Origin of the sequence: Plectonema cf. radiosum LEGE 06105 (assembly GCF_015207665.1) — a bacterium.
In the GTDB taxonomy this organism is placed as follows: Bacteria; Cyanobacteriota; Cyanobacteriia; order Cyanobacteriales; family Nostocaceae; genus Rivularia; species Rivularia radiosa_A.
Map to the genome: position 1 here is coordinate 61816 of NZ_JADEWL010000017.1, position 24875 is coordinate 86690.

At 39.9% G+C, this 24875-nt stretch carries 32 protein-coding genes; 17 read left to right on the plus strand and 15 right to left on the minus strand.

Annotation, left to right across the window (positions count from 1 at the left end; translation table 11 throughout):
- Positions 1-30: 30 nt before the first annotated feature.
- Positions 31-1485, minus strand: a complete 1455-nt coding sequence (locus IQ247_RS08250; protein ID WP_193918826.1) for a class I SAM-dependent DNA methyltransferase — start codon at positions 1483-1485, stop codon at positions 31-33.
- A gap of 251 nt (positions 1486-1736) precedes the next feature.
- On the opposite strand from IQ247_RS08250, the gene IQ247_RS08255 reads away from it, so the two are divergent.
- Together IQ247_RS08255 and IQ247_RS08260 are read left to right on the plus strand one after the other, a co-directional pair.
- Positions 1737-2009, plus strand: coding sequence for a hypothetical protein (locus tag IQ247_RS08255; RefSeq protein WP_193918828.1), 273 nt, complete (start codon positions 1737-1739; stop codon positions 2007-2009).
- A gap of 25 nt (positions 2010-2034) precedes the next feature.
- Complete coding sequence (locus tag IQ247_RS08260; RefSeq protein WP_322745458.1) at positions 2035-2490, plus strand: HNH endonuclease; 456 nt, start codon at positions 2035-2037, stop codon at positions 2488-2490.
- Positions 2491-2510: 20 nt separating this feature from the next.
- Here the strand turns inward: IQ247_RS08260 and IQ247_RS08265 are convergent, their stop codons facing one another.
- A complete protein-coding gene (locus tag IQ247_RS08265) occupies positions 2511-3980 on the minus strand; it encodes a type I restriction-modification enzyme R subunit C-terminal domain-containing protein (protein ID WP_193918832.1) in 1470 nt (489 codons plus the stop codon).
- A gap of 358 nt (positions 3981-4338) precedes the next feature.
- Here IQ247_RS08265 and IQ247_RS08270 point away from each other — a divergent pair, with 358 nt between their 5' ends.
- From IQ247_RS08270 to IQ247_RS32425, 6 genes are all read left to right on the plus strand, one after another.
- On the plus strand, positions 4339-4656 hold the full coding sequence (locus IQ247_RS08270; protein ID WP_193918833.1) for a hypothetical protein: 318 nt from the start codon (positions 4339-4341) through the stop codon (positions 4654-4656).
- 77 nt (positions 4657-4733) lie between these two features.
- On the plus strand, positions 4734-6023 hold the full coding sequence (locus IQ247_RS08275; RefSeq protein WP_193918834.1) for an AAA family ATPase: 1290 nt from the start codon (positions 4734-4736) through the stop codon (positions 6021-6023).
- 20 nt (positions 6024-6043) lie between these two features.
- Complete coding sequence (locus IQ247_RS08280) at positions 6044-6349, plus strand: retron system putative HNH endonuclease (protein WP_193918835.1); 306 nt, start codon at positions 6044-6046, stop codon at positions 6347-6349.
- Positions 6350-6468: 119 nt separating this feature from the next.
- Complete coding sequence (locus IQ247_RS08285; RefSeq protein WP_193918836.1) at positions 6469-6837, plus strand: hypothetical protein; 369 nt, start codon at positions 6469-6471, stop codon at positions 6835-6837.
- Between the two features lie 145 nt (positions 6838-6982).
- Positions 6983-7762: a DNA cytosine methyltransferase gene (locus IQ247_RS32420; RefSeq protein WP_322745459.1), complete on the plus strand. Its 780-nt coding sequence runs from the start codon at positions 6983-6985 to the stop codon at positions 7760-7762.
- Positions 7763-7815: 53 nt separating this feature from the next.
- The gene (locus tag IQ247_RS32425) at positions 7816-8223 is read left to right on the plus strand and encodes a DNA cytosine methyltransferase (protein WP_228059568.1); all 408 of its coding nucleotides are present in this window, start codon (positions 7816-7818) and stop codon (positions 8221-8223) included.
- Here the strand turns inward: IQ247_RS32425 and IQ247_RS08295 are convergent, their stop codons facing one another.
- The 6 genes from IQ247_RS08295 to IQ247_RS08320 form a co-directional block, all read right to left on the minus strand.
- Positions 8224-9066 (minus strand): sugar phosphate isomerase/epimerase family protein, encoded by an 843-nt coding sequence (locus IQ247_RS08295; RefSeq protein WP_193918837.1) that lies wholly within the window; start codon positions 9064-9066, stop codon positions 8224-8226.
- Positions 9066-9779 (minus strand): hypothetical protein, encoded by a 714-nt coding sequence (locus tag IQ247_RS08300; RefSeq protein ID WP_228059569.1) that lies wholly within the window; start codon positions 9777-9779, stop codon positions 9066-9068. The genes IQ247_RS08295 and IQ247_RS08300 overlap by 1 nt, the downstream gene beginning before the upstream one ends.
- A 219-nt stretch (positions 9780-9998) precedes the next feature.
- Complete coding sequence (locus IQ247_RS08305) at positions 9999-10280, minus strand: LexA family protein (protein ID WP_228059570.1); 282 nt, start codon at positions 10278-10280, stop codon at positions 9999-10001.
- A 67-nt stretch (positions 10281-10347) separates the two neighbouring features.
- A complete protein-coding gene (locus IQ247_RS08310) occupies positions 10348-10701 on the minus strand; it encodes a hypothetical protein (protein WP_193918838.1) in 354 nt (117 codons plus the stop codon).
- Between the two features lie 63 nt (positions 10702-10764).
- Positions 10765-11283: a hypothetical protein gene (locus IQ247_RS08315; RefSeq protein WP_228059571.1), complete on the minus strand. Its 519-nt coding sequence runs from the start codon at positions 11281-11283 to the stop codon at positions 10765-10767.
- Positions 11284-11328: 45 nt separating this feature from the next.
- Complete coding sequence (locus tag IQ247_RS08320; protein ID WP_193918839.1) at positions 11329-11835, minus strand: DUF4365 domain-containing protein; 507 nt, start codon at positions 11833-11835, stop codon at positions 11329-11331.
- A gap of 164 nt (positions 11836-11999) precedes the next feature.
- Between IQ247_RS08320 and IQ247_RS08325 the strand changes: the two genes are divergently transcribed.
- From IQ247_RS08325 to IQ247_RS33355, 4 genes are all read left to right on the plus strand, one after another.
- A complete protein-coding gene (locus IQ247_RS08325) occupies positions 12000-12302 on the plus strand; it encodes an HNH endonuclease (RefSeq protein WP_193918841.1) in 303 nt (100 codons plus the stop codon).
- Between the two features lie 201 nt (positions 12303-12503).
- A complete protein-coding gene (locus tag IQ247_RS08330) occupies positions 12504-12821 on the plus strand; it encodes a hypothetical protein (RefSeq protein WP_193918843.1) in 318 nt (105 codons plus the stop codon).
- The gene (locus IQ247_RS33350; RefSeq protein ID WP_322745460.1) at positions 12821-13045 is read left to right on the plus strand and encodes a hypothetical protein; all 225 of its coding nucleotides are present in this window, start codon (positions 12821-12823) and stop codon (positions 13043-13045) included. Before IQ247_RS08330 ends, IQ247_RS33350 begins: the two co-directional genes overlap by 1 nt.
- The gene (locus tag IQ247_RS33355; RefSeq protein ID WP_322745461.1) at positions 13033-13179 is read left to right on the plus strand and encodes a hypothetical protein; all 147 of its coding nucleotides are present in this window, start codon (positions 13033-13035) and stop codon (positions 13177-13179) included. Before IQ247_RS33350 ends, IQ247_RS33355 begins: the two co-directional genes overlap by 13 nt.
- A gap of 133 nt (positions 13180-13312) precedes the next feature.
- On the opposite strand, the gene IQ247_RS08340 is transcribed toward IQ247_RS33355, so the two are convergent.
- From IQ247_RS08340 to IQ247_RS08365, 6 genes are all read right to left on the minus strand, one after another.
- Complete coding sequence (locus tag IQ247_RS08340; protein ID WP_193918845.1) at positions 13313-13747, minus strand: hypothetical protein; 435 nt, start codon at positions 13745-13747, stop codon at positions 13313-13315.
- Positions 13740-15233, minus strand: coding sequence for a hypothetical protein (locus IQ247_RS08345; RefSeq protein WP_193918847.1), 1494 nt, complete (start codon positions 15231-15233; stop codon positions 13740-13742). Before IQ247_RS08345 ends, IQ247_RS08340 begins: the two co-directional genes overlap by 8 nt.
- Positions 15230-15790: a hypothetical protein gene (locus IQ247_RS08350; protein WP_193918849.1), complete on the minus strand. Its 561-nt coding sequence runs from the start codon at positions 15788-15790 to the stop codon at positions 15230-15232. Before IQ247_RS08350 ends, IQ247_RS08345 begins: the two co-directional genes overlap by 4 nt.
- A gap of 102 nt (positions 15791-15892) precedes the next feature.
- Positions 15893-16546, minus strand: coding sequence for a hypothetical protein (locus IQ247_RS08355; RefSeq protein WP_193918851.1), 654 nt, complete (start codon positions 16544-16546; stop codon positions 15893-15895).
- Between the two features lie 200 nt (positions 16547-16746).
- The gene (locus tag IQ247_RS08360) at positions 16747-17373 is read right to left on the minus strand and encodes a hypothetical protein (RefSeq protein WP_193918853.1); all 627 of its coding nucleotides are present in this window, start codon (positions 17371-17373) and stop codon (positions 16747-16749) included.
- 85 nt (positions 17374-17458) lie between these two features.
- Positions 17459-17971, minus strand: coding sequence for a hypothetical protein (locus IQ247_RS08365; RefSeq protein ID WP_193918855.1), 513 nt, complete (start codon positions 17969-17971; stop codon positions 17459-17461).
- A 295-nt stretch (positions 17972-18266) separates the two neighbouring features.
- Between IQ247_RS08365 and IQ247_RS32430 the strand changes: the two genes are divergently transcribed.
- The 4 genes from IQ247_RS32430 (at position 18267) to IQ247_RS08385 (ending at position 21774) form a co-directional block, all read left to right on the plus strand.
- Positions 18267-18653 (plus strand): hypothetical protein, encoded by a 387-nt coding sequence (locus IQ247_RS32430; RefSeq protein ID WP_228059572.1) that lies wholly within the window; start codon positions 18267-18269, stop codon positions 18651-18653.
- A gap of 37 nt (positions 18654-18690) precedes the next feature.
- A complete protein-coding gene (locus tag IQ247_RS08375) occupies positions 18691-19071 on the plus strand; it encodes a pentapeptide repeat-containing protein (RefSeq protein WP_193918857.1) in 381 nt (126 codons plus the stop codon).
- A gap of 28 nt (positions 19072-19099) precedes the next feature.
- On the plus strand, positions 19100-19987 hold the full coding sequence (locus tag IQ247_RS08380) for a nucleotidyltransferase family protein (RefSeq protein ID WP_193918859.1): 888 nt from the start codon (positions 19100-19102) through the stop codon (positions 19985-19987).
- A gap of 128 nt (positions 19988-20115) precedes the next feature.
- Positions 20116-21774, plus strand: a complete 1659-nt coding sequence (locus tag IQ247_RS08385; protein WP_193918861.1) for a helix-turn-helix domain-containing protein — start codon at positions 20116-20118, stop codon at positions 21772-21774.
- Between the two features lie 7 nt (positions 21775-21781).
- On the opposite strand, the gene IQ247_RS08390 is transcribed toward IQ247_RS08385, so the two are convergent.
- A complete protein-coding gene (locus IQ247_RS08390) occupies positions 21782-22135 on the minus strand; it encodes a hypothetical protein (RefSeq protein ID WP_193918863.1) in 354 nt (117 codons plus the stop codon).
- A gap of 869 nt (positions 22136-23004) precedes the next feature.
- Between IQ247_RS08390 and IQ247_RS08400 the strand changes: the two genes are divergently transcribed.
- Positions 23005-24875 (plus strand): DUF3854 domain-containing protein (locus tag IQ247_RS08400; protein ID WP_193918867.1); only part of this gene is annotated, 1871 nt, incomplete at its 3' end.

Genomic DNA, 24875 nt, shown 5'->3' on the forward strand with positions numbered 1-24875 from the left:
AATTAAGTTATTTAATAAATGAATTTAACTTCATTCTATAACTGCTGCACTATCCTCGGTTTCTTCCCCTTCCAATAATGCTGTTAACGCTTCCATTTCTTCCATCGCGGTTTGCAATTTGGTCATAATTTCCGCTGCAATTACATCGGGTTCCGGTAAATCTTCCCCTGACTGCAAGCTTTCATCCCGCAACCAAGTAATATCAAGGTTTTCTCCCCGTTTGGCGATTTCTTCTCGACTAAAACAGCGATAGCGTCCCGTTTCTCCCGTATCTACGCGGTTGCTTCCCCCATTCGCGTCATCTCCGTAAAAGGTTTCAAATTCCTGGAAATGTTCTCTAGTTAAGGGGGTGCGTTTACCAAATGTCGCCATATTGGTACGCATATCGTAGAACCAAATTTGCTTAGTATTACCTTTTTCTGTAGTTCCCCGTTGGAAGAATAAGACGTTGGTTTTAACACCTTGAGCATAGAAAATACCCGTAGGCAATCTGAGAATTGTATGCAAATTGCATTTATCCATCAAATCGGCGCGAATGCTCTTTCCTTGGTTGTCTTCAAACAATACGTTATCCGGTAAAACCACCGCTGCGCGTCCGGATGGCTTCAGCCCCCGATAAATATGTTGTAAAAATGCTAACTGCTTGTTGGATGTGGGGTAAGTAAAATCATCGCGAGAAGGTAAACCACCACCTTTTTTAGTTCCAAAGGGCGGATTCGTCAGGATAACATTAGCTGTCTTCAACCGTTGTCCGTCGTTGGAAAGCGTATCACCTAAACTAACTTCTCCTTCTATCCCGTGTAGCAGCATATTCATCAACAGCAAGCGGTGGGCATCTTGCACCAATTCAATGCCGTAAAATGCCTTTGTACGCTGGAATTCCTGGAGTTCTGCGGGTAAGTCAAATAATTCGCCGGTGTGCTGTTTGATATATCTATCCGCTGCAATCAAAAATCCACCAGTACCCGCTGCGGGGTCTTGTATTAGTTCTCCCGGCTGCGGTTTAATTAAATTAACCATACAGTCAATCAAAGGACGCGGTGTAAAATATTGTCCTGCACCGGATTTCTTTTCTGAAGCGTTTTTTTCTAGAAGTCCTTCGTAAAGGTCGCCCAAACCCTCTTCCTTGGCGGAATACCAGTCCAATTCGTCTATACTTTTAACCAGCTTGTTGAGAATGCGCGGCTGTTTGAGTGCAGTTTGGGCATTAGCGAAGATTGCTTGTATCCGTGGCGAATTTGTATCGGAACCCAATTTTAACAGCGCGGTGCGGTAAAAGTTTAATTGTTCGATGCCTTCTAAAGTTACCAAACTTTCCCAGCGATAGCCTTCTGGGATTTGGCTTTCCGTATCCGTTTCCTTCGCCATCTTCAAGAATAGCAAGTATGTTAACTCTGTCACATAAGCGAGATAAGTAATACCATCATCCCGCAGTACGTGGCAAAGATTCCAGAGTTTTTGGACGATATCAGTAGTTGCGCTCAAGGTTAATAATTAATAGTAAGTATATAAATGCTGCTTTGTGATTATAAGCAATTAGGCAGTGTTGTCAAAGTTAGATATTGTGCTGATAATAAGCGTAAAGAAGGATAACAACAGATAAAGTTATTTACCTCTTTACCACATTTGTTGCTTATAACTATCAAATTTTGCGACGTTACTTTCATATATAAATAAAAATTCAGTATAAAATTTAGAACCAACATAGAAGTAAAATAAAAAGGGAAATAAATGCTATGACAACCAATTTACCTCTAAAATTATCACATTTGCCTAACAGTCTACCCTTAGATGGTGCCGTCCGCATTGAGTTAGTAGAAGGAGTACCAATCTTTCGTGCTTCTAATTTAGTCCAAGGACGCATTGAAGCATTATTAATTAAACAAAAAGAATCAGAACTGACTTCAGAAGAAGTAACAGAATTAGATAAATATGAAGAATTAGACGATTATCTGAGTTTGGTAAATCGGATTGTTAGAAATACATCTTTAATTCAGAACGAAAGTTAATTACAAAAAAGACGGAAACTTGTCTGTGAATCGTTACATTAGTGAAGCTACTCAAATCCAAGTAAGACAAAGAGCCAAGTTTTTGTGTGAGTATTGTCACGCATCGGAACAATGGCAGTATGTTTCCTTCACTGTAGACCATGTAATTCCTATTTCTAAAGGTGGTGCTAACTCAATTGAAAATTTAGCTTTGGCGTGTTTTCATTGCAATCGCCAAAAGTCTGATAAAGTTACATCATTTGACGCACAATCGTCATCAGAAGTACTTTTATTTAATCCGCGCACTGATAGTTGGCAAGACCATTTTATTTGGTCAATAGATACGCTTTCTATTATTGGTTTAACAGCAACAGGACGCACTACAGTAACAGTTCTGAAATTTAATCGAGACAGAATTATTAATATTCGTGCTGCTGATAGAGAAATTGGACGGCATCCACCACTAAATGACCCAATTCAAAGTTACCCAATTCAAAGTTAAAGGTTTATCCACCAGCAATATCACCCCATATCTTGCCACAAAGCATCATTAATCTCTATCAAAATCGTTTCCAACTTCCCTTGAAACACCTTATCAATCCGGTTAAAACCTCCCTGGGCTTTAAATTCTCCGGTGTTGAATGCTTCCTTATCCACAACGGTTTCTACTTTTAACTGTTTCCCGATTCTTTCCAACCATTTACGCTGGGGAGTAGTCCAATTTTGAGCAGCAAGAATTTTATTAATTGCTTTATCTACCCGTTGCGAGTAGGGAATAAGTGCATCACCGATAGCTGCTTGGCGAATGAAACCAATGATACTTGCAGCAATATCTTGATTAGTAAAATGCCGCCATGCTTCTTGCAAATAAGTTTCCTTGTATCCGGCTTGGTCTAATAGTAAACGTAATTCCTTCAACTGCGCTCTGGTTAAGTCGCGTGGACGTTGGGTAACAACTATTAAAGCTGGAATTTTATTAATATTCTCTCGCAAAAATGTCTGAAAGTTCTCTAAGTAATCTTCTGGTTTTTCGGCGTTACCGTAACCTCTTTCTATACTAATAACTTCGTCATCGTGACGGGAAATTAATATCGGTTGTCTGCCCCCATCTTTATCATCCAACATTTGAGCGATCGCTTTACGTTGGGCAAACCATTGTTTTACTTCTTGGGGGGAAGCTTGGCGCAGATGTTCTACCATATCACCTACAGGCATTCCTGCTGCTAGTTCTATATTTTGAGTGTTGGTGTCGCTTAAATGGTGATGTTTGCGCTGTAGTTTGGCAAGCAATTGGTCTATGATTAATTGAGAAGCTGCTGCATCCGATACTTTGTCCAATTCATCTACCAGTTGTGTAAAGGTAATGCTGGGATTGACGACAACTGGTTTCATCTGATTGAAAGGAGCAATGGCATTATATAAATCAACGGTGTCAAATATCCGAAATACTTCTTTATTAATATCGTCACAGCGTCTGGTAGCGCGTCCCAGCATTTGTTCGTAGAGGATACGGGAGTTAACGCGGCGGATAAATACTAGGTTACAAATTGGCGGTACGTCGATACCTGTTGTAAGTAAATCTACGGTAACTGCAATTTTAGGATTGGCTTCGTTTTTGAAGCGTCGTATCAGCTGCAATGGTTTATCGGCATTACCCGTTATTTTGAGTACCGCATCATCATCTACGCTGCCATATTCCTTCTCCAGGGCTTGTTTGAGTTGGTCTACAACAATATCCGCATGGTCGTTACTAACGCAGAAAATCAGCGTTTTTTCCGGTATTGAAGGGTCAATTTCTGGCGCTAGGGCTTCGCAGACTACGCTCGCTGCTACCAACTGCGCTAAGAGTTCGCCAAATTGCCGTAGTTTGATTAAACAAGTATTGGGGTCATCTGCAAAGTACCGTTCTGCCAACGTACCCAACCGCACCAACTGCGAATCGTGTGACGCAAGGAATCCAAAGTTGGCAGATACGGGCTGAGAACTGGTCATAAACAGATGCGGTTTAGGAAAATTATTTAGTTACCTATTTTGTTGCGATGTAGCAAATTATTCTAGTATTTACAATACATTTAAACGATTGATTAAGACTTATATGGCTTGTAATTGCGTGTTTAAAGTCCATTAGTAACATCTGTATTTAGAGGTAGTGAGTAGTGATGAGTTTGACAGCATAGACGAAGCTTTGTTTGTAGAATTGTCAGTGTCTTCGCGCTTCACCGGAAGCGCGATGTGGTAAGGCATACGCTACATTGCCATCTGGTTTACAGCGCTTCAAGACTTGAAGAAACGATGGGGTTGGTGAAGCTGCGGTTTAATATAAATATCGCTCTCCGTAGGAAAAACAACCATGACTGATACCAAACCTACTCGCACCGCTCGCCGGGGAAGAATATTCCCAGAAATTCAGTGGACGGAAGAACAAAAAGCGCAGCGTGAAGCTTCTCGTGAGGCTTTTTACCAGCGTTGCAAACCAATATTTGATAAAGTTAAATCTGAATTAATTGAAACTCATTACAACTGGTATGTTGCTGTTGAACCGGACAGTGGTGACTATTTTATTGATAAAAATTTAGAAGTAGCTTCCCATCAATGTCGTGACAAGCATCCTGGTAAAATACATCATAGTTTCCGAATTAATGAAACTGGTGCTTGCGGAACTATATAATGAATTGACGTTGGGATAACCCGTATTAAGATTGCAGATTATTTATTATAAAGAATCATTTTTTCACCTCAATAATTATGCGTATTGAAAAGTTACATATCCAAAACTTCCGAGGATTTGAAGACATAACGCTCAACTTTCCGAAATCTAACACAGCCGTATTTATTGGTATAAATGGTGCAGGTAAATCATCAATTTTAGATTGTATAGCAATAATGTTAGCTCAATTTGTCGCTAAACTTCGTAATCTTGAAGTAGCAGATATTGAGTTATCAGAAAATGATATCAAGATTAATTCTCAGTCTACAGTCAATACTATAACTCTTTTAACAGGAGAAACAGAAAGAATCTCCTGGAAAATGATTGAAGAAGGTTTATATTCACAGAATCCTAGTAGCTACGACGAAATCGAAAACTATATTCAACGTCTCCAAGAAAATTTTAAAAATAATCCCGATTTAAACTTACCCGTGATGGTTTACTATCAAACTCATCGCATGGTTTTAAAAAATCCTTATACTTTCACTAGTAAAAAAGGCAAACAAGAAAAATATTATCAATTTCATGCTTATCAAAAAGCTTTCTCCAGCGAAATTAATAACTTTCAAGATTTTTTCGATTGGTTCAAAGAAGAAGAAGACTATGAAAATGAAATTCGGTTAAGAGAAAATCCCGATTATAGAAATCCTAGGTTGGAAATTATCAGGAGAGCTATTACCAATTTTTTTAATAATTTTTATCATAATAATTTCTCTAACCTAAGAGTAGTTAGGTCAATATCAGAAAGGTTTATGAGAAGCTCCGGTAAACCTTCGTTAACAATCACTAAAAATAATCAAGATTTCAAAATCGAGCAACTGTCTGATGGTGAGAAAATGTTATTAATGCTAGTCACCGACTTAGCGAGAAGATTAGCAATTGCTAATCCAAAATCCCCAGATGCTTCCGAAGGTAAAGGAATAGTTTTGATTGACGAAATTGACCTACATTTACATCCTCAATGGCAAAGAAGTGTTATTCGGAGTTTGACGCAAACGTTTCCCAACTGTCAATTTATCGTCACCACTCACTCACCACAAGTATTAAGCGAAGTTAGAAGAGAAAATGTATTTATTATAGAGAATTATCAAATAGTTGAGAATACACCTCATACTTATGGGAAAGATAGTAACTCAATTTTATATGAATTAATGGATGTAAAAGAAAGACCAGAAACGGTACAAAATCAAATCAACCATTGTTTAAAACTAATAAATGATGGTCAGATAGAAACAGCGAAGTCAGCTTTAAATGAATTATCTAATTTATTGGGAGAAAATGATTCGGAAGTAGTTAGAGCTAATACACTTATTAATTTTTTAGAATAATAACCGGCTTAATTAATCAGATGAAGCGAATTATCAAAAATCAGGAGCCAAAATCATTACTGGAACACCGCTTACAACCGTTTGCAGATTATGATAACTATTCTCAAAAGGAAGAATTAAGAGCATCGTTACTAACAGAACAAGGACACATTTGTTGTTACTGTATGCAACGGATTAAGAAAGATGAAATGAAAATTGAGCATTGGCGTTCCCAAGACGAATATCCAGATTTACAATTAGACTATAATAACTTACTTGGTGCTTGTGAAGGCAGGGTAAGCGCAAGAAAAATTGACCCAAAATGTGCTTGTGCTGTGGAGCAATGATTATGAGCATATTTCCTAGAATTATTGCACCCAATTCTCAATATTGTTGACAACAATATGTCCTTATTGATTCTTGCGTTTACCCTGCTTGTGAAGGTGGTCAAGGTTTCCAAAAACACTTGCAACATTGTGACACTAAAAAAGGTAATACAAGACTAACAATAAATCCTCTTGATAATTTTAAAAATTGCGAAGATTTAATCAAATATCTCTCCAACGGAAGAATCTACTCAGACGATATAACCATAAATAATGAATTGAATGAAGTATTAAGTTTAAATATGCAAACTTTGGTGAATAATCGCAAAGTAATACTAGATACTCTTCTTGAACAGTTAAAAAATGAAAAGCTAAAAGGAGATTGGACAGTAGCGATGTTAAATAGGAAAATTCAAGAGTGGAGTAATAAACAAAAAGATGAAAAATATAAACCTTATTGTCAAATAGCTATTTACTATCTAAAAAATAAATTATCAAAACTCAAATGAAGGTTTATAAAATAGCATAAAGCGTGTCAAGAAAATGAATAATTTACCTAATCACTCGTTTTGAAGGTACACGATAATATTTGTCTAGAAATACGCGATGTGTAATATAAATATGTCTTGCAACGTCCGCTTCTAAATTAAAAACGTGAAATCAGTAGAGTTATTTACGGGTGCCGGAGGTTTAGCGATAGGAACAGCTATGGCTGGTTTCCATCATCTGGCACTTGTCGAACGGGATAAGCATAGCTGCCACACTATCCGCGAAAATCAACAGCGTTCGCGCAGCGTCTCCCAAGGGAGAGGTATTGCCTTTGTTAGTGACTGGTGCGTCCATCAAATGGACGTGGCGGATTTTGATTACTCTACTGTTGATGGGGAAATAGATTTACTGGCTGGTGGTCCGCCCTGTCAGCCGTTTTCTATTGGCGGTAGGCATGGTGCCTATCTTGACTCGCGGGATATGTTTCCCCGGTTTTTTCAAGCTGTACGCGAATTACGTCCTAAAGCCTTCTTGATTGAGAATGTGCGGGGATTACTACGTAAAAATTTTATCAATTATTTTGAGTATATTAATCTACAACTTGCTCACCCAGAGCTAGAGCCTAAACCGGATGAATCTTGGGTTGATCATTTGGCGCGGCTGGAACGCCATCACAATAGTGGTGCTAGCGATGACCTTGGTTATCAGATTACTTTTAGGTTACTCAATGCAGCTGATTACGGCGTACCGCAAAAACGGGAACGAGTTTTTATAGTGGGTTTCCGCTCCGATCTAAATGCTAATTGGTCATTTCCCGAACCAACTAATACTAAAGAGGCGTTGATTTGGCACAAGTGGGTGACAGGTGAATATTGGGAGAAGCACAGTATTTCTAGTAAGAACCGTCCAGAAATGCCATCAAAATTGCGATTAGCGTTCAGCTAGACGCTGGAGGCGTATCGCGTTTGGAACGATTTGGACCAAACTTGTTGGGAACAATGGCTGCCCCCTGGTGTACTGTCCGCGATGCTATTTCTGACCTACCACCACCTGAAAATGTTGATATAGCTGCATCGATACCCAATCATGTTTATAATCCAGGGGCGAGAAGTTATCCAGGACACACAGGTAGTCCTTTAGATGAGCCAGCTAAAACCTTGAAAGCTGGGGTACATGGTGTTCCTGGTGGTGAGAATATGCTTGCCTTGCCAACTGGGGAAGTGCGTTATTTTACGGTACGGGAGGCAGCGAGGTTGCAGACTTTCCCCTCGAACTACTATTTCCCTTGTACTTGGGGTGAGTCTATGCGTCAAATTGGTAATGCTGTACCTGTGAGCCTTGCTTATATTATTGCTTCTGGCATCCGCAACCATTTGCAGAAATTGTCAATTATAAGCGCGGGATAGCTATTTTTGAGAAGCGGCAGAAATTAGAGCAGCAATACGACTGTACTCTTGCCGAACAACCGAGACAGGCAATCGATTCAATCGGCTTTCTAACACAAAGGGAACACTTGTTGGAAATTGAGTAACATGGGATACCCACCAAGTTTTTTGTGTAATGCGGGAGTGGATGTCATGTCGTCCATCATTGTCGGAGATGTGAATCTCTAAGAGTCGCTCTGGCGGGAGTTTCAACCACTGTAGTTTTGAAGAATCACTGTAATGATGCCAAATATTAAGGTGTGCCAAATCAACGACTAACTTGATTTGAGGTGCATCTTGACAAAACTGAGTAACTTCGGAGGCATTATCCAAAAGGTACTCTTTTCCAGCAGTGGGTAGCGTTGGATACATGGTTTCAACACCAAGAACAATGCCCCGCTCTTGACAAAGCTGGTGGAGGTAATGGACGTTTTCTAGAAATGTTGCATAGGCTTTGGCACGCTCCGTAAGCATTGGAAAATGCCCACCATGCACTGAGTAAGCTGTAATACCATTAGTTGCTAGCCAGTCCGTTAGTCGCTGAAAATATTTCCAGTCTTGCGGTTGAGCTAGATTGAAGGGATGATGGGCAGAGCATCCTCCTGGGGACTGTCTACAGGAACGCCCATCGCCCCAGACAAAGGCATGATGCGCTCGATAGACCATTCCTTTTTGCCCAAAATCCTGAATTGCCTGCGCTGCGTCGTTATCGGGTTTCGGACCAATTGCCAGTTCAATATGCCGAATTCCTGCATCCCAAAACACGGTCAATACTTCACGGGTAGGCACTCCGCCGTAAGCAGACAAACTGAGGTACAACTCCATTAGTCTTTCCCCGTTGATGTATATTCAAAGACAGCGGTTCTGGGCTTAAGGACAAACACTTGTGTGGCATACCCCAGCAACACACTTATTTCAGCCGTTAACTGATTTATTTCTGATAGAGGATAGTTTGCTTCTCTAAGCACATCATCCACATAATCCGCAATAAAGAAATCTATTTGCTCTTTAGGAGAAAACTCCCTGCACTCATCCAAGTTATAAATGCGTTTTTCTTGTACCTCAATAACACCTTTGGCATCGCCTAACTTCAAGGACACAGAATAGCCATACAGAGTATGGGTGCGTTCATCATCATAGGCATTAGGGTCAACAGAAACTTGGTAGTTGGTTAAAACTATCGGTAGTTCAAGTGTTGTCAATACCCAAGTAGTTGGGTCGTCTGCGATGGGAGACTCTGATTTCTGAGAGTACCAAGGGCGAGACATCCGCTTATATTCCTGCACAAATGCGCTAAATTCCGGTGTTGGCAGCAAACACCTTGCGTCGGTAGCGAGGGCATCGGTAATGCGTTTGAGTTCTACTTCCTGTGCCGACACCAGCGCCTGTTCTTTGTTATGAACTTCTTGCATTCGTGCCTCTACTAGTTGACGTAAGGCTGCAATCTCTGGGTCAAATTGGGTGGCATGATTTTGTACCAATGCTTGATAATTAGCGAGCAGGGAATTAGATTTTGTCATGGTATTCCTCCCGTGCAAAAGTATCAATCGTTAATGACTGTTGCTTTTGAACGATTTCTGCAAACAATATTGATAGTTATTGGTACTAATGTATCACTAAAGAATTCGTTGGACAATAGCTATCTGGAATCGGATTACTTATTCTTCTTGTTGATTCAGCCAAGCTTTTAAATCAGCAATCCCAGAAAAGTCCAACAACGATTCTAGTTGTTGCTTGAAACAAATACAGAATACCCTTTAATCTAGATCGGGTAGTTCTTCTCTTGGTAGCAGTACGCGAATAGTGCGGGCTTGTCCCAGTACTCGCTCAATTAATCCCAGCTTTTCCAAATTTAGTACCATGCTGTGTACTGTAGGTGGCGTTGTCTTGAAATAACGCTGCATATCAGCTTCGGCTGGTGGACAACCATTGAGCTTGGTGTAGTAATAAATAAAAGCTAAGTATTGCCCTTGTTTTGCGGTATATTTACGCTCCATATTTTTAGCCCAACAAGCAATTCCGAATTTCGTGATGAGCATATCGTCGCACTCCCCATCACCCACGCAACCGCAACCAGCACCCATACGCTCCAAAAGAATATCAGTATTAAGCAGTTTTTGAATCTGCTACAACTAACAAACCTGACATATCCAATACTCGTTCCGACCAAGTAGCAGCAATTAGGGCAAGATTAGCAATTTCGGTTGAATTATTAACTTGATTCACCCAAATTTGTAATAATCCTTGTAATTGGGTTAATTCAACATGATGGGGATGGTTTTGTTTTTGTAACAAATCGATATACAACAAATTTTCTTCTAACAACACCGGAACTATTTCACAAGGCGCATTTTTTTGGCTCCAAGATTTTAGACGTGCCAAACTCGCAGCCAATTCTCCCAACTGTTGGGGCATCGGTTGATTTAAAAAACTTGCTTCAATTGCGTTCCAGTTAGGCATTAGAATTCTCCATGAGCTACGCTCAATTCACCAGTTTTGTACTAACTTCAAGAGTGTAATTGTTTAAGAAGGCAGTGTCTGAGGCTTATCACTTAAGGTATCGTATAAAGCAAATTCCTTCTTATTTGATAGTACAAAAATACCGTTATCTTTGATTAAATCCCCAGTACTTTCTACAACTAAGCGTTCGGTATAAGCCATCCGTGCTAATTTATATTCTTCCTCATTCAAACGAATTTGAATTTGTTGGGGCTTGCCTACAACGAAGCCCATAATGATTGCATTACCAGCATTTTTATGTTCTGTTAATCGAATTACTAAACCGATTATTTCTACATTTGGAATGTTCGTAACCAAGTCGCTTAATATATCAAGTTGAGAACGTCCTTCTGCTCTTTCTAAAGTTTCCAAAATCTCAGCCATCCGCAGCGCATAAGACCGAGTTTTGGGATTAAGAGGTAAGGTTATACTAAATTCGTCGTATTCTTCATCGTTAATAGAGATAACCCAAACCGATTCCTTATCATCAACTCGACTTTCTTGCAGCCATCCCCGCGATTGTAGGTAAGCGGTTATTTGCACGCTCGTCAAGGTTAGAGAGAATACTGGGGTCGCGCACGGTGACTATCATATGGGTTCTCCACTAGCTATTCTTCGCATTAAAGTTTTTAACGCATCGACGCTAAAAATATTTTGACGGGGTAGGTAAACGGTAACGGTGGTTTGGTTAGTACTTTGCGGTTGTCCCCGCAATGATACCCAGTACGCACAGCGTTTTAAACAAAGTTCAGTTTCTGATTGCTGCAACCAATCTTCAACTTTGGGAGGTACTAAAACCACAACTAATAACAAGGGGTCATCGTCGGGATTGGTGTTTCTTAGTTCATTATAATTTTTTATTTCCAAGGGATATCTGATACCTTTATCTTCAAGTAGGTCTTGGGACGTGCATTTAAGCTGCAAATCAAGCCTCGTCCTTCGCCTGGAACCCGGTGAGATAATTCCCTCCATTGTGACATCAACTCCAACTAAATCTAATGGTCTGGGTGCTATTTGAAATGAATATCCTGCGGCAGAAGCCACAGCGCTAACGTAAGCATAACTAAACTCCTCTTTCTGGGTTGTAATGAACATTTAATAAATACTAAAAAATCTGTTATTTTATCCAAATATTGGCTGTCATTGAAATATTTTACCTGTTTACACCTATCAGTAATATAAAGATATTTATCAATAATTGATAGCACTTATGTAGTAAATTTATTGTTAGTTATTCGATATTTTTAAGCAATTAGAATATGACCAGTAGTTCTCAACTTTTATACCCAGACAATTGGGAAAAATTAGCCACCAGTATCAAGGCTACTAAGGATTGGAAGTGTCAAAAATGTGGTAGGATATGCATAAAGCCAGGGCAAAAAATACCCTCGGATTGGAGCAATTCTCAACGTAGGGCATACACGTTACAGGTGCATCATTGGAATAGAAATCCCGCAGATAATAGAATATCTAATTTAGCGGCATTATGCCCTGGATGTCATTTATTTTATCATACAAGAGGAAGAGGAAATATTTCAGAGCGGGCAGCTATCTTTTTTTGATAAGTTAGGAATTGAATCTGACGAAGATACGCATTAAGATAATCATGACTCTGCACAAAAGATTATGAAGGAAAAACAAATTAATCTTCTGGAAATAAATATGATTAAATGATGAATACTGTGCTGATAATAAGCGGAAATAAACTTTAATAAAAATATTATTACTCGCAGTTTATAATTTTTTAAAAAGGAGAAACGATTATGACAACAGATAAATCTACTCGCACCGCCCGTAGAGGAAGAATATTCCCAGAAATACAGTGGACGGAAGAACAATTAGCGCAATGGAAAGCAGAACGCGAGGAGTTTAGGAAGCGTTGCCAAGTTATTTTTGACCATGTAAAGCCTTCTTTAATGCAAACCCACTACAACTGGTATATAACGATTGAACCTCTGAGCGGTGAATATTTTGTCAACAAAGATGATATGCATGGCGCTCAAATCGCACATGAGAAATATCCAGGTGCAAAGTTGTATACTTTCCGCATTAATGAAACCGGAGTGTGCGGAACAATATAATGAACGGATTTTTTGGTGATGAGGATTCATTATTTTTTGAGATTGAACTTATAGCATCTGATGGTTTAGAACTGCCAGTAGATGCACTTTTTGATACTGGCTTTTCTGCTTGGTTAGCTATTAACAATCAAGATTTAGATGCGCTTGGTTGGACATATATAAAACAGCAGCCAATGTTTACCGCACGGGGGAAGCAGAATTTGAGATTTATTTGGGTAAAGTAATATTTAGCGGTCAAGAATACGATATTCCCGTTCATGTTGGCTACGGATTAACGGAAGTTTTACTTGGTCGTCAATGGTTGCAAAGTAAACGATTAGTGGTGGATATAAATAAGAATGAATTGACGTTAGAATGACGTTATTTATTGGTGATTATTTTTAATTTATAAATTAAAAATAATATATACTATTGTACGTTAAAACTATTTATTTAAAGGATGATTTTATATAGAATTACTATTTTTCCAACTTATCCACAATATAAGTATTCTAATATTTCACTTCAAAGTAACTACAATATTCATCTTTTCTAAGACTAGGATTAACAGCGCAAGGTAATAAATAATCGCCCGAAGCATATTTACAACCCAAGCACTGATAAGATAAATAATCTCCCCTTTCTACTAAATCATTTTTATATCTTCTACTTAATCTAACCAGCATATATGAAGTATCCCTATCACCTTGGAATGCTGCTCCTGTAGCAAATAAAATAAACCCAATTGCAAATCCACAGCTTCCAGAATTTGCCTTTTTAAGTGAATAGGGAGTTTTATTCCCTGTTAGTGGTAAAGCTATTAATCCAACTCCAGAAACAATAAATATGCTAATACTTATAGCTGTTGCCCAGCTTGATAAGCAAGCTAACGAATACCAAATCCCTATTTCTTGAAATTGTTGTAATTTAGTTTTTATTCTATTCATGATTAAAATCTATTGGTTTACCATTAAAATGCCCATAAATCTTATTCGCTTCTAACCATACTGGTAATGTTCTTTCTACTTCTTCCAATTCGTTTCCATTATCATCAACTAACCCATGCACAATTTGTACTCTAGGTAATGGTGTTTCTCCATTAGCCGAGAATTTTTTAAGTTGAATAGTGCCTGATTTCCTGGCTTCAAATGTTCCCTCGACTGTGCTTTCATTAGTAAAATAGTGGTTGATGCCAATGAAGTATTCTTTGGCTTTACGAGTATCTGTAAGATGCATGGAGAAGAATTTCATTGCTGCTTCTTTACAGCTATCAATTTTCTTCAGGTTGGTAAATTCATCAATAATTATTTGCTGTTTGGTAGATGGTTTTTCTTTGATTCTTTGTAACCATCTATCAGTTGCATCCTCCAAAGACTGTCCGATTTCTTCTTCTGATTCGGCTTTTAATGTAGTATCAAGTAGTTTCCATACTTCCCAGTTTTCTCCGGTAGCGTGTCTATCAATTAGTTGGTAGATTGGTGCATCAAAGCAATATTTACGAATTAATGCTATTGCACCAGCAGTATTGGTTTTACCGCTACCCTGAGAACCAATTAGCCATAGGGGTTTAGCGTTTTTGATTAGGTCATAGAGCCAACCGTCTTCATGGGATTTGAGGGCTTCTATTAGGGAATTAACAAGTTGTTTGTCGCTGGTTTGATTAGTCAAGGGTTGAGATGATTTTTTGTTTTGTAGCTTCTCTATTTCTTTCTCTGCTTTATGTTTATCCAGTAGATTAGATGCAATTTGTTTGTCCATATGGGAATGATTTACGGCTCTGGCTTTGAGATAATCTTCGAGTTGAAGTTGGTTTTTAATAGCTTCGTTTTCATCATCTGTTAACCCTAGTTCTTTTCTTTGCTGCAAGTCTTCTTGGGTTAAACCGTCTTTTAAAGTATCTGTATATAATTGGTTTGAGTGTTGTTTGATATCTCGGTTACGTCTGTGTTGTTGCCAATTATAATATTCGATGGTTTTCTCGGTTTCTCCTAATTGGTAATCGGATTTCTTAAGCCTACCGACACGAGAAGCTAGCGTCAGCGAAATACCCCATAATCCAACAACAGAAGCTACATTACCGTATATTTGATAAGGGTTATCTTTGGGGATAATTTTAACTAAGCTTATGGTGCTACCCATGTATGGAATAATTGAGCCGTAGCTGTTATATTTATCCCACTCTTCTGCTAGGACATATCTTGGTTGATGGCAGTATTTATTATCTAGTTCCTTTTGTGCTTTTAAATCATAATATTTCAATTTTTTAGCTTTCTTTTTATCAGATAAAATGTTCTCTTTTCTGTTAGCAGTTTGCGGACAGAATTGTATTTGTGCTAGTGGGTAGGGTTGACGTGAATGGGAAAAGCAGAAGCCAGTTAAACCGACAACTGCTGATATGACAATGGCTGATAGTTCAATCGTATTTCTACTCATCTCCTGCTAATAATAAATAAAGAACCAAGCACTATTCCTGCTGCAATACCAATTGATAACCAGGGGTCTAACCAAGGTCTTTCTTGATAAATAGTCTGAATATCGGCGCTGATTTGATATGCGCTATCTGTAGTCATTTGCTGGAAGTATTGATAATCTTTGATGGCGAGCCAAGTACTACCAGCAGCGACTACAAAGCCACCAATTGTTTTTACTGGTTTTTCCATTCCTTCAACCTCAAATCCGTCGTTATAATTAGCTCTAAACCCAGATAATCCAACTATTGAACTGATTGAACAAATAGAAAAACATAATCCTGCTGCAAGCCATAGAGATGCACCACCGTTGATTAATAAAAGTAGTCGTGCGAGGAAAAATCCGCTAGCACTTAACGACCAACTTATGAAATATTTCTGCACTAGTTCCGTTGTTTGAATGACTTGCTTTCTGTGTTTTTTACGTTCTTCCAGATGTTCTATTAAGTCTTTGGGTAATTGGGTATCTGGTGCAGTTTGGGAAAGTTCAAGTTCTTCTAATTCGTCAAATTGCTCAATCATATGTTGATGAATATTGGGGGAAGTTAGAAGTTAGATAAGTTAAAAAGTAAGAAAGATAAATGGTAGTATTGTTATTAACTTATCTACCCTTCTTCCTTCTGATTAAAATCCAAGGATTGTATCTTTGATTTTTTGAATTATTGAACGACCTGCATATTGTTTCTTAGGCTTTAAATCATCTCTAGCATTATCACCAGCTTCAAGATAATAGTTACCTAGCTCTTTATCGTGTTGTAAATCAATTGTCTGCTGTCTTACTTCTGTCTTTAATTCTTCTTGAAGCATCTTGTATTCGCCATCAATACTCATCATATGCTTATCAACCCAAGCTTTTAATGTAATATGTTCTTTAACTTGTTTATGACGCAATTCCTCTCTGCTTTTAGCTGCTTCAAAATCAAGGTTTAATTCTTCTAATTGATTTGCTAGTTTATCGTCGGCAAGAATGGATGATTGGATTTCTCGTTCTATACGTTCTCCACTTACACCTGCTTGTTTATAAATGGCTGCTAGAGTTGTGTTTAAATCTTCTGCTCCTTTGATTGCAGCAATCATCTTGTCTTTAACTTTAGGGGCAAATTCGCTTATTTTAGCTCCATCATTCCCCATTTGACCGATTAGTTTTAATGCTTTTTGGTCGCCCATTAATGCTCTATAAACTAGGTTTGTAGAAGCGTTAAATTTACCACGGAGTTGTTTTTCTAGGTGGCGAGATTTGGAAGAAACCAAGTTTTTTAGCTTGCCAGTATTTTTCACAACGATTAATCCTCTCTTCTGTTAATATTTCTGTACATTGGTAGTGCATCCACTGTTGGTATTGTTGTATTCTTTCTTTCCTTTCTAGGTAGGCTTGGTATTTGAAGTGATAGCTGATTGATTGGTAGGAGTAATCTATTAGGAATAAAGCAGGGATAAGGATTGATAGCAGCTTAAATGCGGAAGTAAATGCTGAGTTTTTACTGTGTTTTAAGTGCTGTCGAGAGACTTTTGGAGAAGCTTTTGAGACTAGAGCTTTTTTGCTCTAACATCTCCTTTGTTGTTATGGCTCCTTCTACGCTCTTTCTTTGTAAGCTGGTAGTTCTTTTATTGATATAGTCACGCAGGTTGTTATTACTAACATCAATTTTTTGCTCAACTTCATCAAATTTACTTTGGGCGTAATCTTTGATTAGTGAGTTGATAGTTTCTACAGCACTAACAAAGTCGGTAAATGAGTCGCTAACGGTTTGGGAAATATCTGTGATTTCTGATTCGCTCAACTCTATTCCCAACGATTGGGCTTGTACTGTTATTAATTGCTCTTTCTGTTGATTGGTAATTGCGGTTGAATTTCCCGTTTCTTGAATAGTTTCCGATTCTGTCAAAGCCTCTGTTAGATTTTCTGAATTGGGAATTTCTAGAGATTGATTATGTTTATCAATCAAGTACTGTACCCCTGCTTTTATTTGTTCGTGGGTAGGGTTATCTAAGTTATCACATAAAACAGCTTTTGCAGCTTCTAAAAAATCGTTTTGCGAAAAACCTTGATAATTCTTCTTGTACAATCTTGTCCGAACGTTGTTCTGAAATTTTGTAGTAGCCATGTCGTTTTTCTCCAGTTACTTTGTTATCAATTTAAGATAGTTAACTCTAATTGTTTGATTTTGAAATTCCGTCCTTGAGTCATATTCATTCAATAGCTAAAACTTCAATTTTTGGTTTGGGCGTGTTAAATATTGAGCCAGTAATGCGCTTGTTAAATGCCCATTTGGCAGCTCCAAGCGCAACTAATGCAAAATCATCGTTATTGAACTTTTTATTAGCTGAATAAGACAATCCACAGCGACTAAACCAGTGATATTTTGTACTTCTAGGTATTTCTTTTATCTCTAATGTTTTTGTCAAGTCGTGTAGAAACGAGTCACAGGTAAAGGTTTGATTGCTGTTTCTATATTTATGAAAGACTTCCCAGCATTCTTGGAAATCTTCATTCGTAAACGAAAATCGCTTATAGCGCGACTTAAATTGTGCAACTGATTTGACTATCGCTTCACTTGAAGGTTTTTCTACCGCAAACCCTAAATGACGCTTCATCGAAGCAACTAATCTGTACCAAGTTATATCCGAGATTTTCTTCCCTAAAGTCTGCTCGTAAAGGCTTCTGAGCTGACTGTATTTTCTTAAGTAGTTATTGTTTACCATACATTAATTACTACTAGCACTACATAGATATACGGCGGTGATGTATCAAGTTGATGGCTATCCCTAAATTCTTAGTTATCAGATACGTCAATAACTTTGAACCATGTATCAATACCCTTGGACACCTATCTGATAACTTGGACGACAATTGGATAAAAATCATCTTTACAAGACTTGAAACAACGCTCCTGCAAGAGTTTTCAATGTTTTGATGTAATTAGACTCTCCTTAAAAACAACTTTATATACACCCCTGCTCACATGCTGTTGCGCGTGTGTTGCACAAGGTTTTAGACATGGTTGCAGTAGTTGTTGTCCATGTCCTGGGTTGGGACGCTGTGTGGGTTGTTCTTTTAAAAACTTTGCAGACTTTGTGCGTCTTATTTGTTAGTATACAGCAAGTTGCGATGTTGCGACATCGCAACAAAATAGATTTAGAAAAAAGGCATGAAATAATGGAGCAGAAGTTGCGACATCAGCATATTGCTACTGTGACCGATAAGAAAAAAGACCCAAACTATGGATTGTTAAGGGGGTTAATACCGCAAGACCTACTTAAAAGATTCAAAATTTATTGCGTAGAAAATGGCATTGACAATAGTCAAGGCTTAGAAAACCTATTAAGAGAATACTTTGAGTGGAAAGACCAGCAAACAAAATCCTTCAAAGAGAAGGAGAAGTGAACGCACAAAAATGGGCAACCTATAACAGAGGTAAGTTATGACTGCTGAGGAGTTGTTAAAGCGTTATGCTGCTGGGGAAAGAGATTTTAGTGGGGTTGACTTGGAGGGGGTTGACTTGAGTGGGGCTGATTTGAGTGGAGCTAACTTGAGTAGAGCTAATTTGTTGGCAGCTGATTTGAGCGGAGCCAATTTGAGCCGGGTTAATTTCACTTATGCCAAGTTGAGTCTGGCTAAGTTCATTGGTGCTACTCTCGAAGATGCTAACGTCGCTGAAACTTCCGTTGTAGGAACCAGCTTTGAAAATGCCAACCTCCGAGGAGTTAGTGGTTCCTTTGGTCACGCTCACGGGTGTTTCTTCCACAATACTATTGGGCGTAGTGGTGAGATTTTCGTTGGTCCCGATTCGATTGAAGGGTGAAATAAATTCCCTGCGGTAAGGAGAAATCATGACTCCAAAACTAATTTCCCAAGTACTTACAAACACCACTGTTCGTAACGGCTACCAACCACAAGCCCCCGACACGAACATTGATGCAGATATCTACTTGTTTGCTCGGTTGCGCCAACTCTCCCTAAAGCAGCGGGTTGAAATGGCTGCTTCTCATGACCGGGGGATAAAAAAACTTTGTTTGGCGGGAATTAAATCCCGAAATCGCGGTGTGCCATTAGAAGAAATTCGCCTGCACTTTGCCCGTGCGGTATTGGCAGAAAAATTTCTTCCTGGCTTCCAACCAAAAGGAGGTGATGAAACAATGTGGATTCAAGATTCAATAACCCTTGCTGGCGAACTCCACCAAATTCTGGAGTCGGTCAACATTCCCTACTACGTTAGTGGGGGTGTTGCAAGTTCCATTCATGGTGAACCCCGCTCTACCCGCGATCTAGATTTAGTTATCGAAATCCAACCTGACCAAATCAATTTGTTGGTAACAACGCTGGAAGCGGCAGGTTACTACTGTCCAGCGGGTGCGGTTGAGGATTTGCAGCGGGGACGCGAAGGTCTGCTCAATATTACTCATACCGAAACCATTGCTAACGCTGACCTGTACGTTACGGATACTTCAGCGTTTGCAACATCGCAAATGGTGCGGCGACAATTACTTGATGTCGAGGAAATGCCAGCTTTTTGGGTGATTTCCCCCGAAGACCTCCTATTGCAAAAAATCGCTTGGGGCAGGGGGAGCCAATCTGAGAAGCAGTGGCGTGACGTGCTGGGGATACTCAAGCTGCAAGCTGAAAACCTCGACTATGAATATCTTACCCAGTGGGCGGATAACTTGGGACTGCTTGATTTTCTTAGTCAAGCTTTTAGCGAAGCGGGGATTTTATCGTAAGCAATGTTTCTAACCAGTTGCCCTGCCATATTTTTGTGGTATGAGGCGACCGCATTTCATGCATCAAAATAATAATTAATTTTGCTCAAAAAGATAGCCAAATCATCATCAATGGAAGCACTAATCTTATGGCAAAAAACAATACTACCAAAAACCAACCGAAAAGAACGCAGAGTGTTAGCAATTCAAAAAGCTCCGGCGTAATTAATATTAGTAACTTTGCCACAAAAATTGACCCTAAGTTACTTCTTGATTGCCACAAACTATTGACAGTATTGCAAAGCGATTTTTCCGACTTTATTAATGAAATAGCGACAACAACAGCTATCAAGATAATAGAAAAAGATACGTTGGGTAAACTGCATCAATTTGAATACGACAGCCTTGTTAAAAAGCTTGCTGAGGAGATAGCAGAAAGCTTTACAGAAGAACTAAAAGTTAATTCAGAATTGAAAAGTGCAACCGAAAATGTGCTTTCTAAAGATTTACCAATTGTAGAACAAAATTTAAAGCCCGTAGTTCCTATACCTTCGTCAGCAGTAATGTTTTCTAGTATGGAAGCTCTTAACAGAAAAGACTTGTGGCATAAAGATACTGAAGGAATAGCATATTTACGATATACAGCTAAAGGTAATCCTGAAAATTACATTGAGCATTATATTTGTAGCCCTGGCGATATAACTATGCTTCCCTGGAATGAGGCTCAACAAATTATTGATAAATTTGGCTTTACAACTGCCAAATTACACTTGGTTTTTGCTGCCCATACTATGAACCAAGAGAAGCCTTGGGAAAGCACTTTCAATCTCAAAGCAAGCGATATTATTAAAGAATTTGGCTGGGATAAAAATCATAAAAAAGCAAAAGTAGAAAACCTACTAGAAATTGCTAGTACCGCCTTTGCTCTTGATTGTCTTTTGGTAAGAACTGTTTGGGTAGAGGGGAGAAATAAACAAGGAAAAATGGTAGGTAGCGTTCCTGTGGGGAGAATGTGGAATGTACATATTCAAGCTACAGGTCAATTTAATTTAGAAGGGAAAATAGATAAGCCCGATGAAGTTTATATCACAATACAGCCAGGACTATGGACGCGAGATTTTTTAAACCGAGCCGGAGCCACATCACGAGAAGCGTTATATCAGTTTGGATACTTAGCCCAGCAAGTTTTAAAAATTGACCCCCACCACAATGAGCTAGCGCTCAGGTTAGCCATACATTTGACATTGGATAGTCGAGTTCGCCTTGATGGTAAGTACAAGGTGCATGAGCTATTGCGAATTGCATTTCCCGAAACGGTGATAGATAAAGCCCAGTCAGATTCCCGCAGAGCATATGACCTAAAAAAACGCTGGGATAGTGCCATAAAACTGCTGCTCAAACTGAACTGGCAGATTGTATTTGACTCAGAAACTTACTCTTCTTGGCTAAGACCGGATTGCGAAGAAAAAAAACCAAAAGGGTACATAAAGAATCTTCTAGATGCCAAGTTAACCGTCAAACCCCCAAACCCCATCCCCGAACTCATAGCATCCAAAGTTACAGCCAGACGATTGAAATCCAAAGCTAAACAGTCAAAACCTAAAACCGCACCCGTTCCATCGCAAGAAGTAAATTTGACTGGCAGCCAAGTCAAAGAAGCACGTATTGCCAAAGGGTGGTCGCAGGCTAAACTGGCTGGCTTTTTGCATATCTCCCAAAACCTCGTCTCCTTGATTGAACGGGGCGAGCGCTCCATCAATACGCAACTAGCCTCACAAATACAAACGCTTGTAAATATCCAAAATTGATATAAATTTACATAGTTTTACATAAGTTTACAAAATTCCAGGTTTCTGTTGCTTGCAATAAACTTTTTTGTTCTTGCTTTGTTTGAGTACAAAGTTTGAGTACAAATATCCAAAACTTATTGCCGTCAAATGAATGTATAGCAAGGATTTGAGCTTGAGAACAAGAAAATCCCCATCCCCGGATGATTACTTGCATCCACATCCCCGGATGATTACTTGCATCCACATCCCCGGATGATTTACCTGCATCCACACCCCCGGATGATTGCCTGCATCCACATCCCCGGATGATTACTTGCATCCACACCCCCGGATGATTGCCCATATCCACCCCGGATAACCAATATTCAACATTCAACATTTTTGAAAATGCAAAATAATTTGCCCAGGTTACGCACCAGCAACCACGCTGAAACGGCTATTTTTCGTTACGACTTTGTTTTAAAAAAAAAAGTCGTAAAATTAGGCTTTAAATCCTTACGCTATATGGTTTTGAGCTTTAAAACAAAAGCATCCACATCCCCGGACGAAAACCCCCACATCCCCGGATGAAAACCCCCACATCCCCGGATGAAGCAAAAATAAAACCCTTGCTACATAAGAACTTCAGAGCCTTAAAACAGCCCTGAGTAATTAGATTAATTAGATCAAAATTCCAAACTCGTCTTCCCACTTCTGGCATGATATTTGAGTGCCATGTTTCAAGTTCACCTGCATCAAAAACAAATACAGGAGTAACCAAATTTTTGCGAAGTAGAAAAATTTCAGTTTGAGAACTACAGTCCCGCCAAGTACAAACGGAGGTTAATTTATGAACCGATATTTAGAAAAACAGCTTTATACAAGGCTTACAGCCAATTTCCACCTACTAAGAAAAGCTGGTTAGTGGCTCGTGCTTGCTCTAGAAACGAAAAGAAAAGGAGTTGCTAAGAGTTACTGCTAAAAAGAATCTTCATTCCAGTCTACCCCCACGCCATGCGATAGGTCTGTTGTCACACAGACTTTGCCTCACTTCTCAGTTGCGCTTGCTCGCTCGCTCGTTCGTTCGTAAGCCAACCAACCAACCCATTAAGCACCATAAGGTTAGCAAATTTTGAGGTGGACTAAAGGTTCTATAGCAATTTCTTTTCGCTTCTAGGGAAAGTTATAAGCGCTAATCGGCTCCAACCTTCAAGGAGTCCGAAAAATGCAAATAATCTTCACCCAACAGGCTTGCGGGGGTGTGTCCTAATGTCAGAAAACCCCCAACACCCCAACAACCTCACGCCCAACGAATACCAAGAACTCGCCATAGAAAGCGCCATCCACCCCGCGCTAATCGCAGCGAACTTCAGCCACATCGCTGGCACAACAGCCTACGATTACCTATTCATCTCAAAAGACCTACCCCGCACCAATACCGGAAGAATCGCGAGTGGCTACCTCAAGCGCTATGCTCACGCAGAACACGGTGGATGGTGGGTTAGCGGGCTTGACCCCTATAACAACTGGAAACCGATGGAATGGGGGCGTTTTAAGCCCACCTACCCCCGAATTGATGAAAAAGGTAGATTCGTCAAATACGAATCACCACCCAAAACACCCAACCGCGTCACCTACTTCGACATCCCCGACTGCATTTGGGACAAAGTAGCCAAACGGTACGGAATCAAGCGGTACAATTCCCCCCTAGCATTGCGCCTGCGCGATAGATTGCATCCCCTAAACTTCTGGGAATGGGTACTTGCACATCCAGAAATTCCCATAATTCTGTGCGAAGGCGAAAAGAAAGCCGCTGCTTTGTTGAGTTTGGGATTTGTGGCGATCGCACTCCCCGGTATTTGGAACGGACGAGTTGGTAAGAAAGACTTTGACGAACGCCTACACCCAGATTTACTGCCACTGGCGCAACCGGGACGTAAATTCCAAATTCTTTTCGACCACGAAACCAAATTTAAAACCCGGTGGGCAGTATTCCAAGCCACCATTCGCACCGGGAAGGCTGTAGAAGCCGCCAAATGCCAATGTGAGGTCATAACACTTCCAGGACCAGAGAAGGGTGTTGATGACTTCGCTAGCGCCCGCAAAAAGGACGCTGATGTTTTACTCACAGCCATCATCAACGATGCCAGGTTACTTGACGATTACCGGCGTTCATTCCACATCAGCCACCGGGGGCTGAGCAGCAAATACAAACCCCACGTCCGGGTAAATGTCAAGTATTTATCCGATGCCATCAAACTTCCATCGTCGGGACTCGTTGTGCTGTCAAGCGACATGGGAACCGGAAAAACCGAATTGATGAGAAAATGGCGGTCGGAACACCCCAACGTGCGTTTTCTCAACAACGGGCATCGGGTTAACTTGCTCAAAAACCTCTCAGAACGCTTGCAAACCGATATGTACTCTTCCTTGAGTTACGGGGACTTAGCCAAAGTCAAGGCTTTGAGCATCACCATTGACAGTTTGCATAAACTCAACACCGAAGCCCTAGAATACGGCTGTGTATTCATCGACGAAGCTTGTCAGTACCTCACCCACCTGCTGCACAGCAAAACCTGTAGGGAATACCGGGCGCAGATTTTGGAAGTACTCGAATACATCGTCTACAACGCAACCCTGGTGGTGATTGCGGATGCCCACATGGATGACGTGACGGTGAATTTCTTCCGGGCAATGCGTCCCAAAGGAGAAGAACCGTTAATTTTTGTAAACGATTGGAAGAATGGCGATCGCGTTATTCACTGGTACGAAGGTAAAGATTCTTCTAGTTTGGTAGCACAAATTTCTACAGCGCTAATGCTGGGGCAGAAAATCATGGTGGTTGCCGATTCCAAAAAATTCATTAAGAAACTTGAAAAATCGCTTTGTATGTCCATGCGGGTGGAGGTTGCTTCCTCCGAGAAGGCAGGGGGCAGGGAGCAGGGAGCAGGGGGAGTAGAGGGAGCAATTAATAATTCTTCTGAGGCTCAATGCGCGAATGACGTGCGTCACCACGGCGAATCATCGGACGCAACGGCAGCGGATGGGGCAGCAGTATTTGCTGAGGAAGTAAGTTCTTCAGACGCTTCCTCAGAAGGAGAGCGGGAAACGGTGAGCATGGAGTCACATTCTCCCTGCCC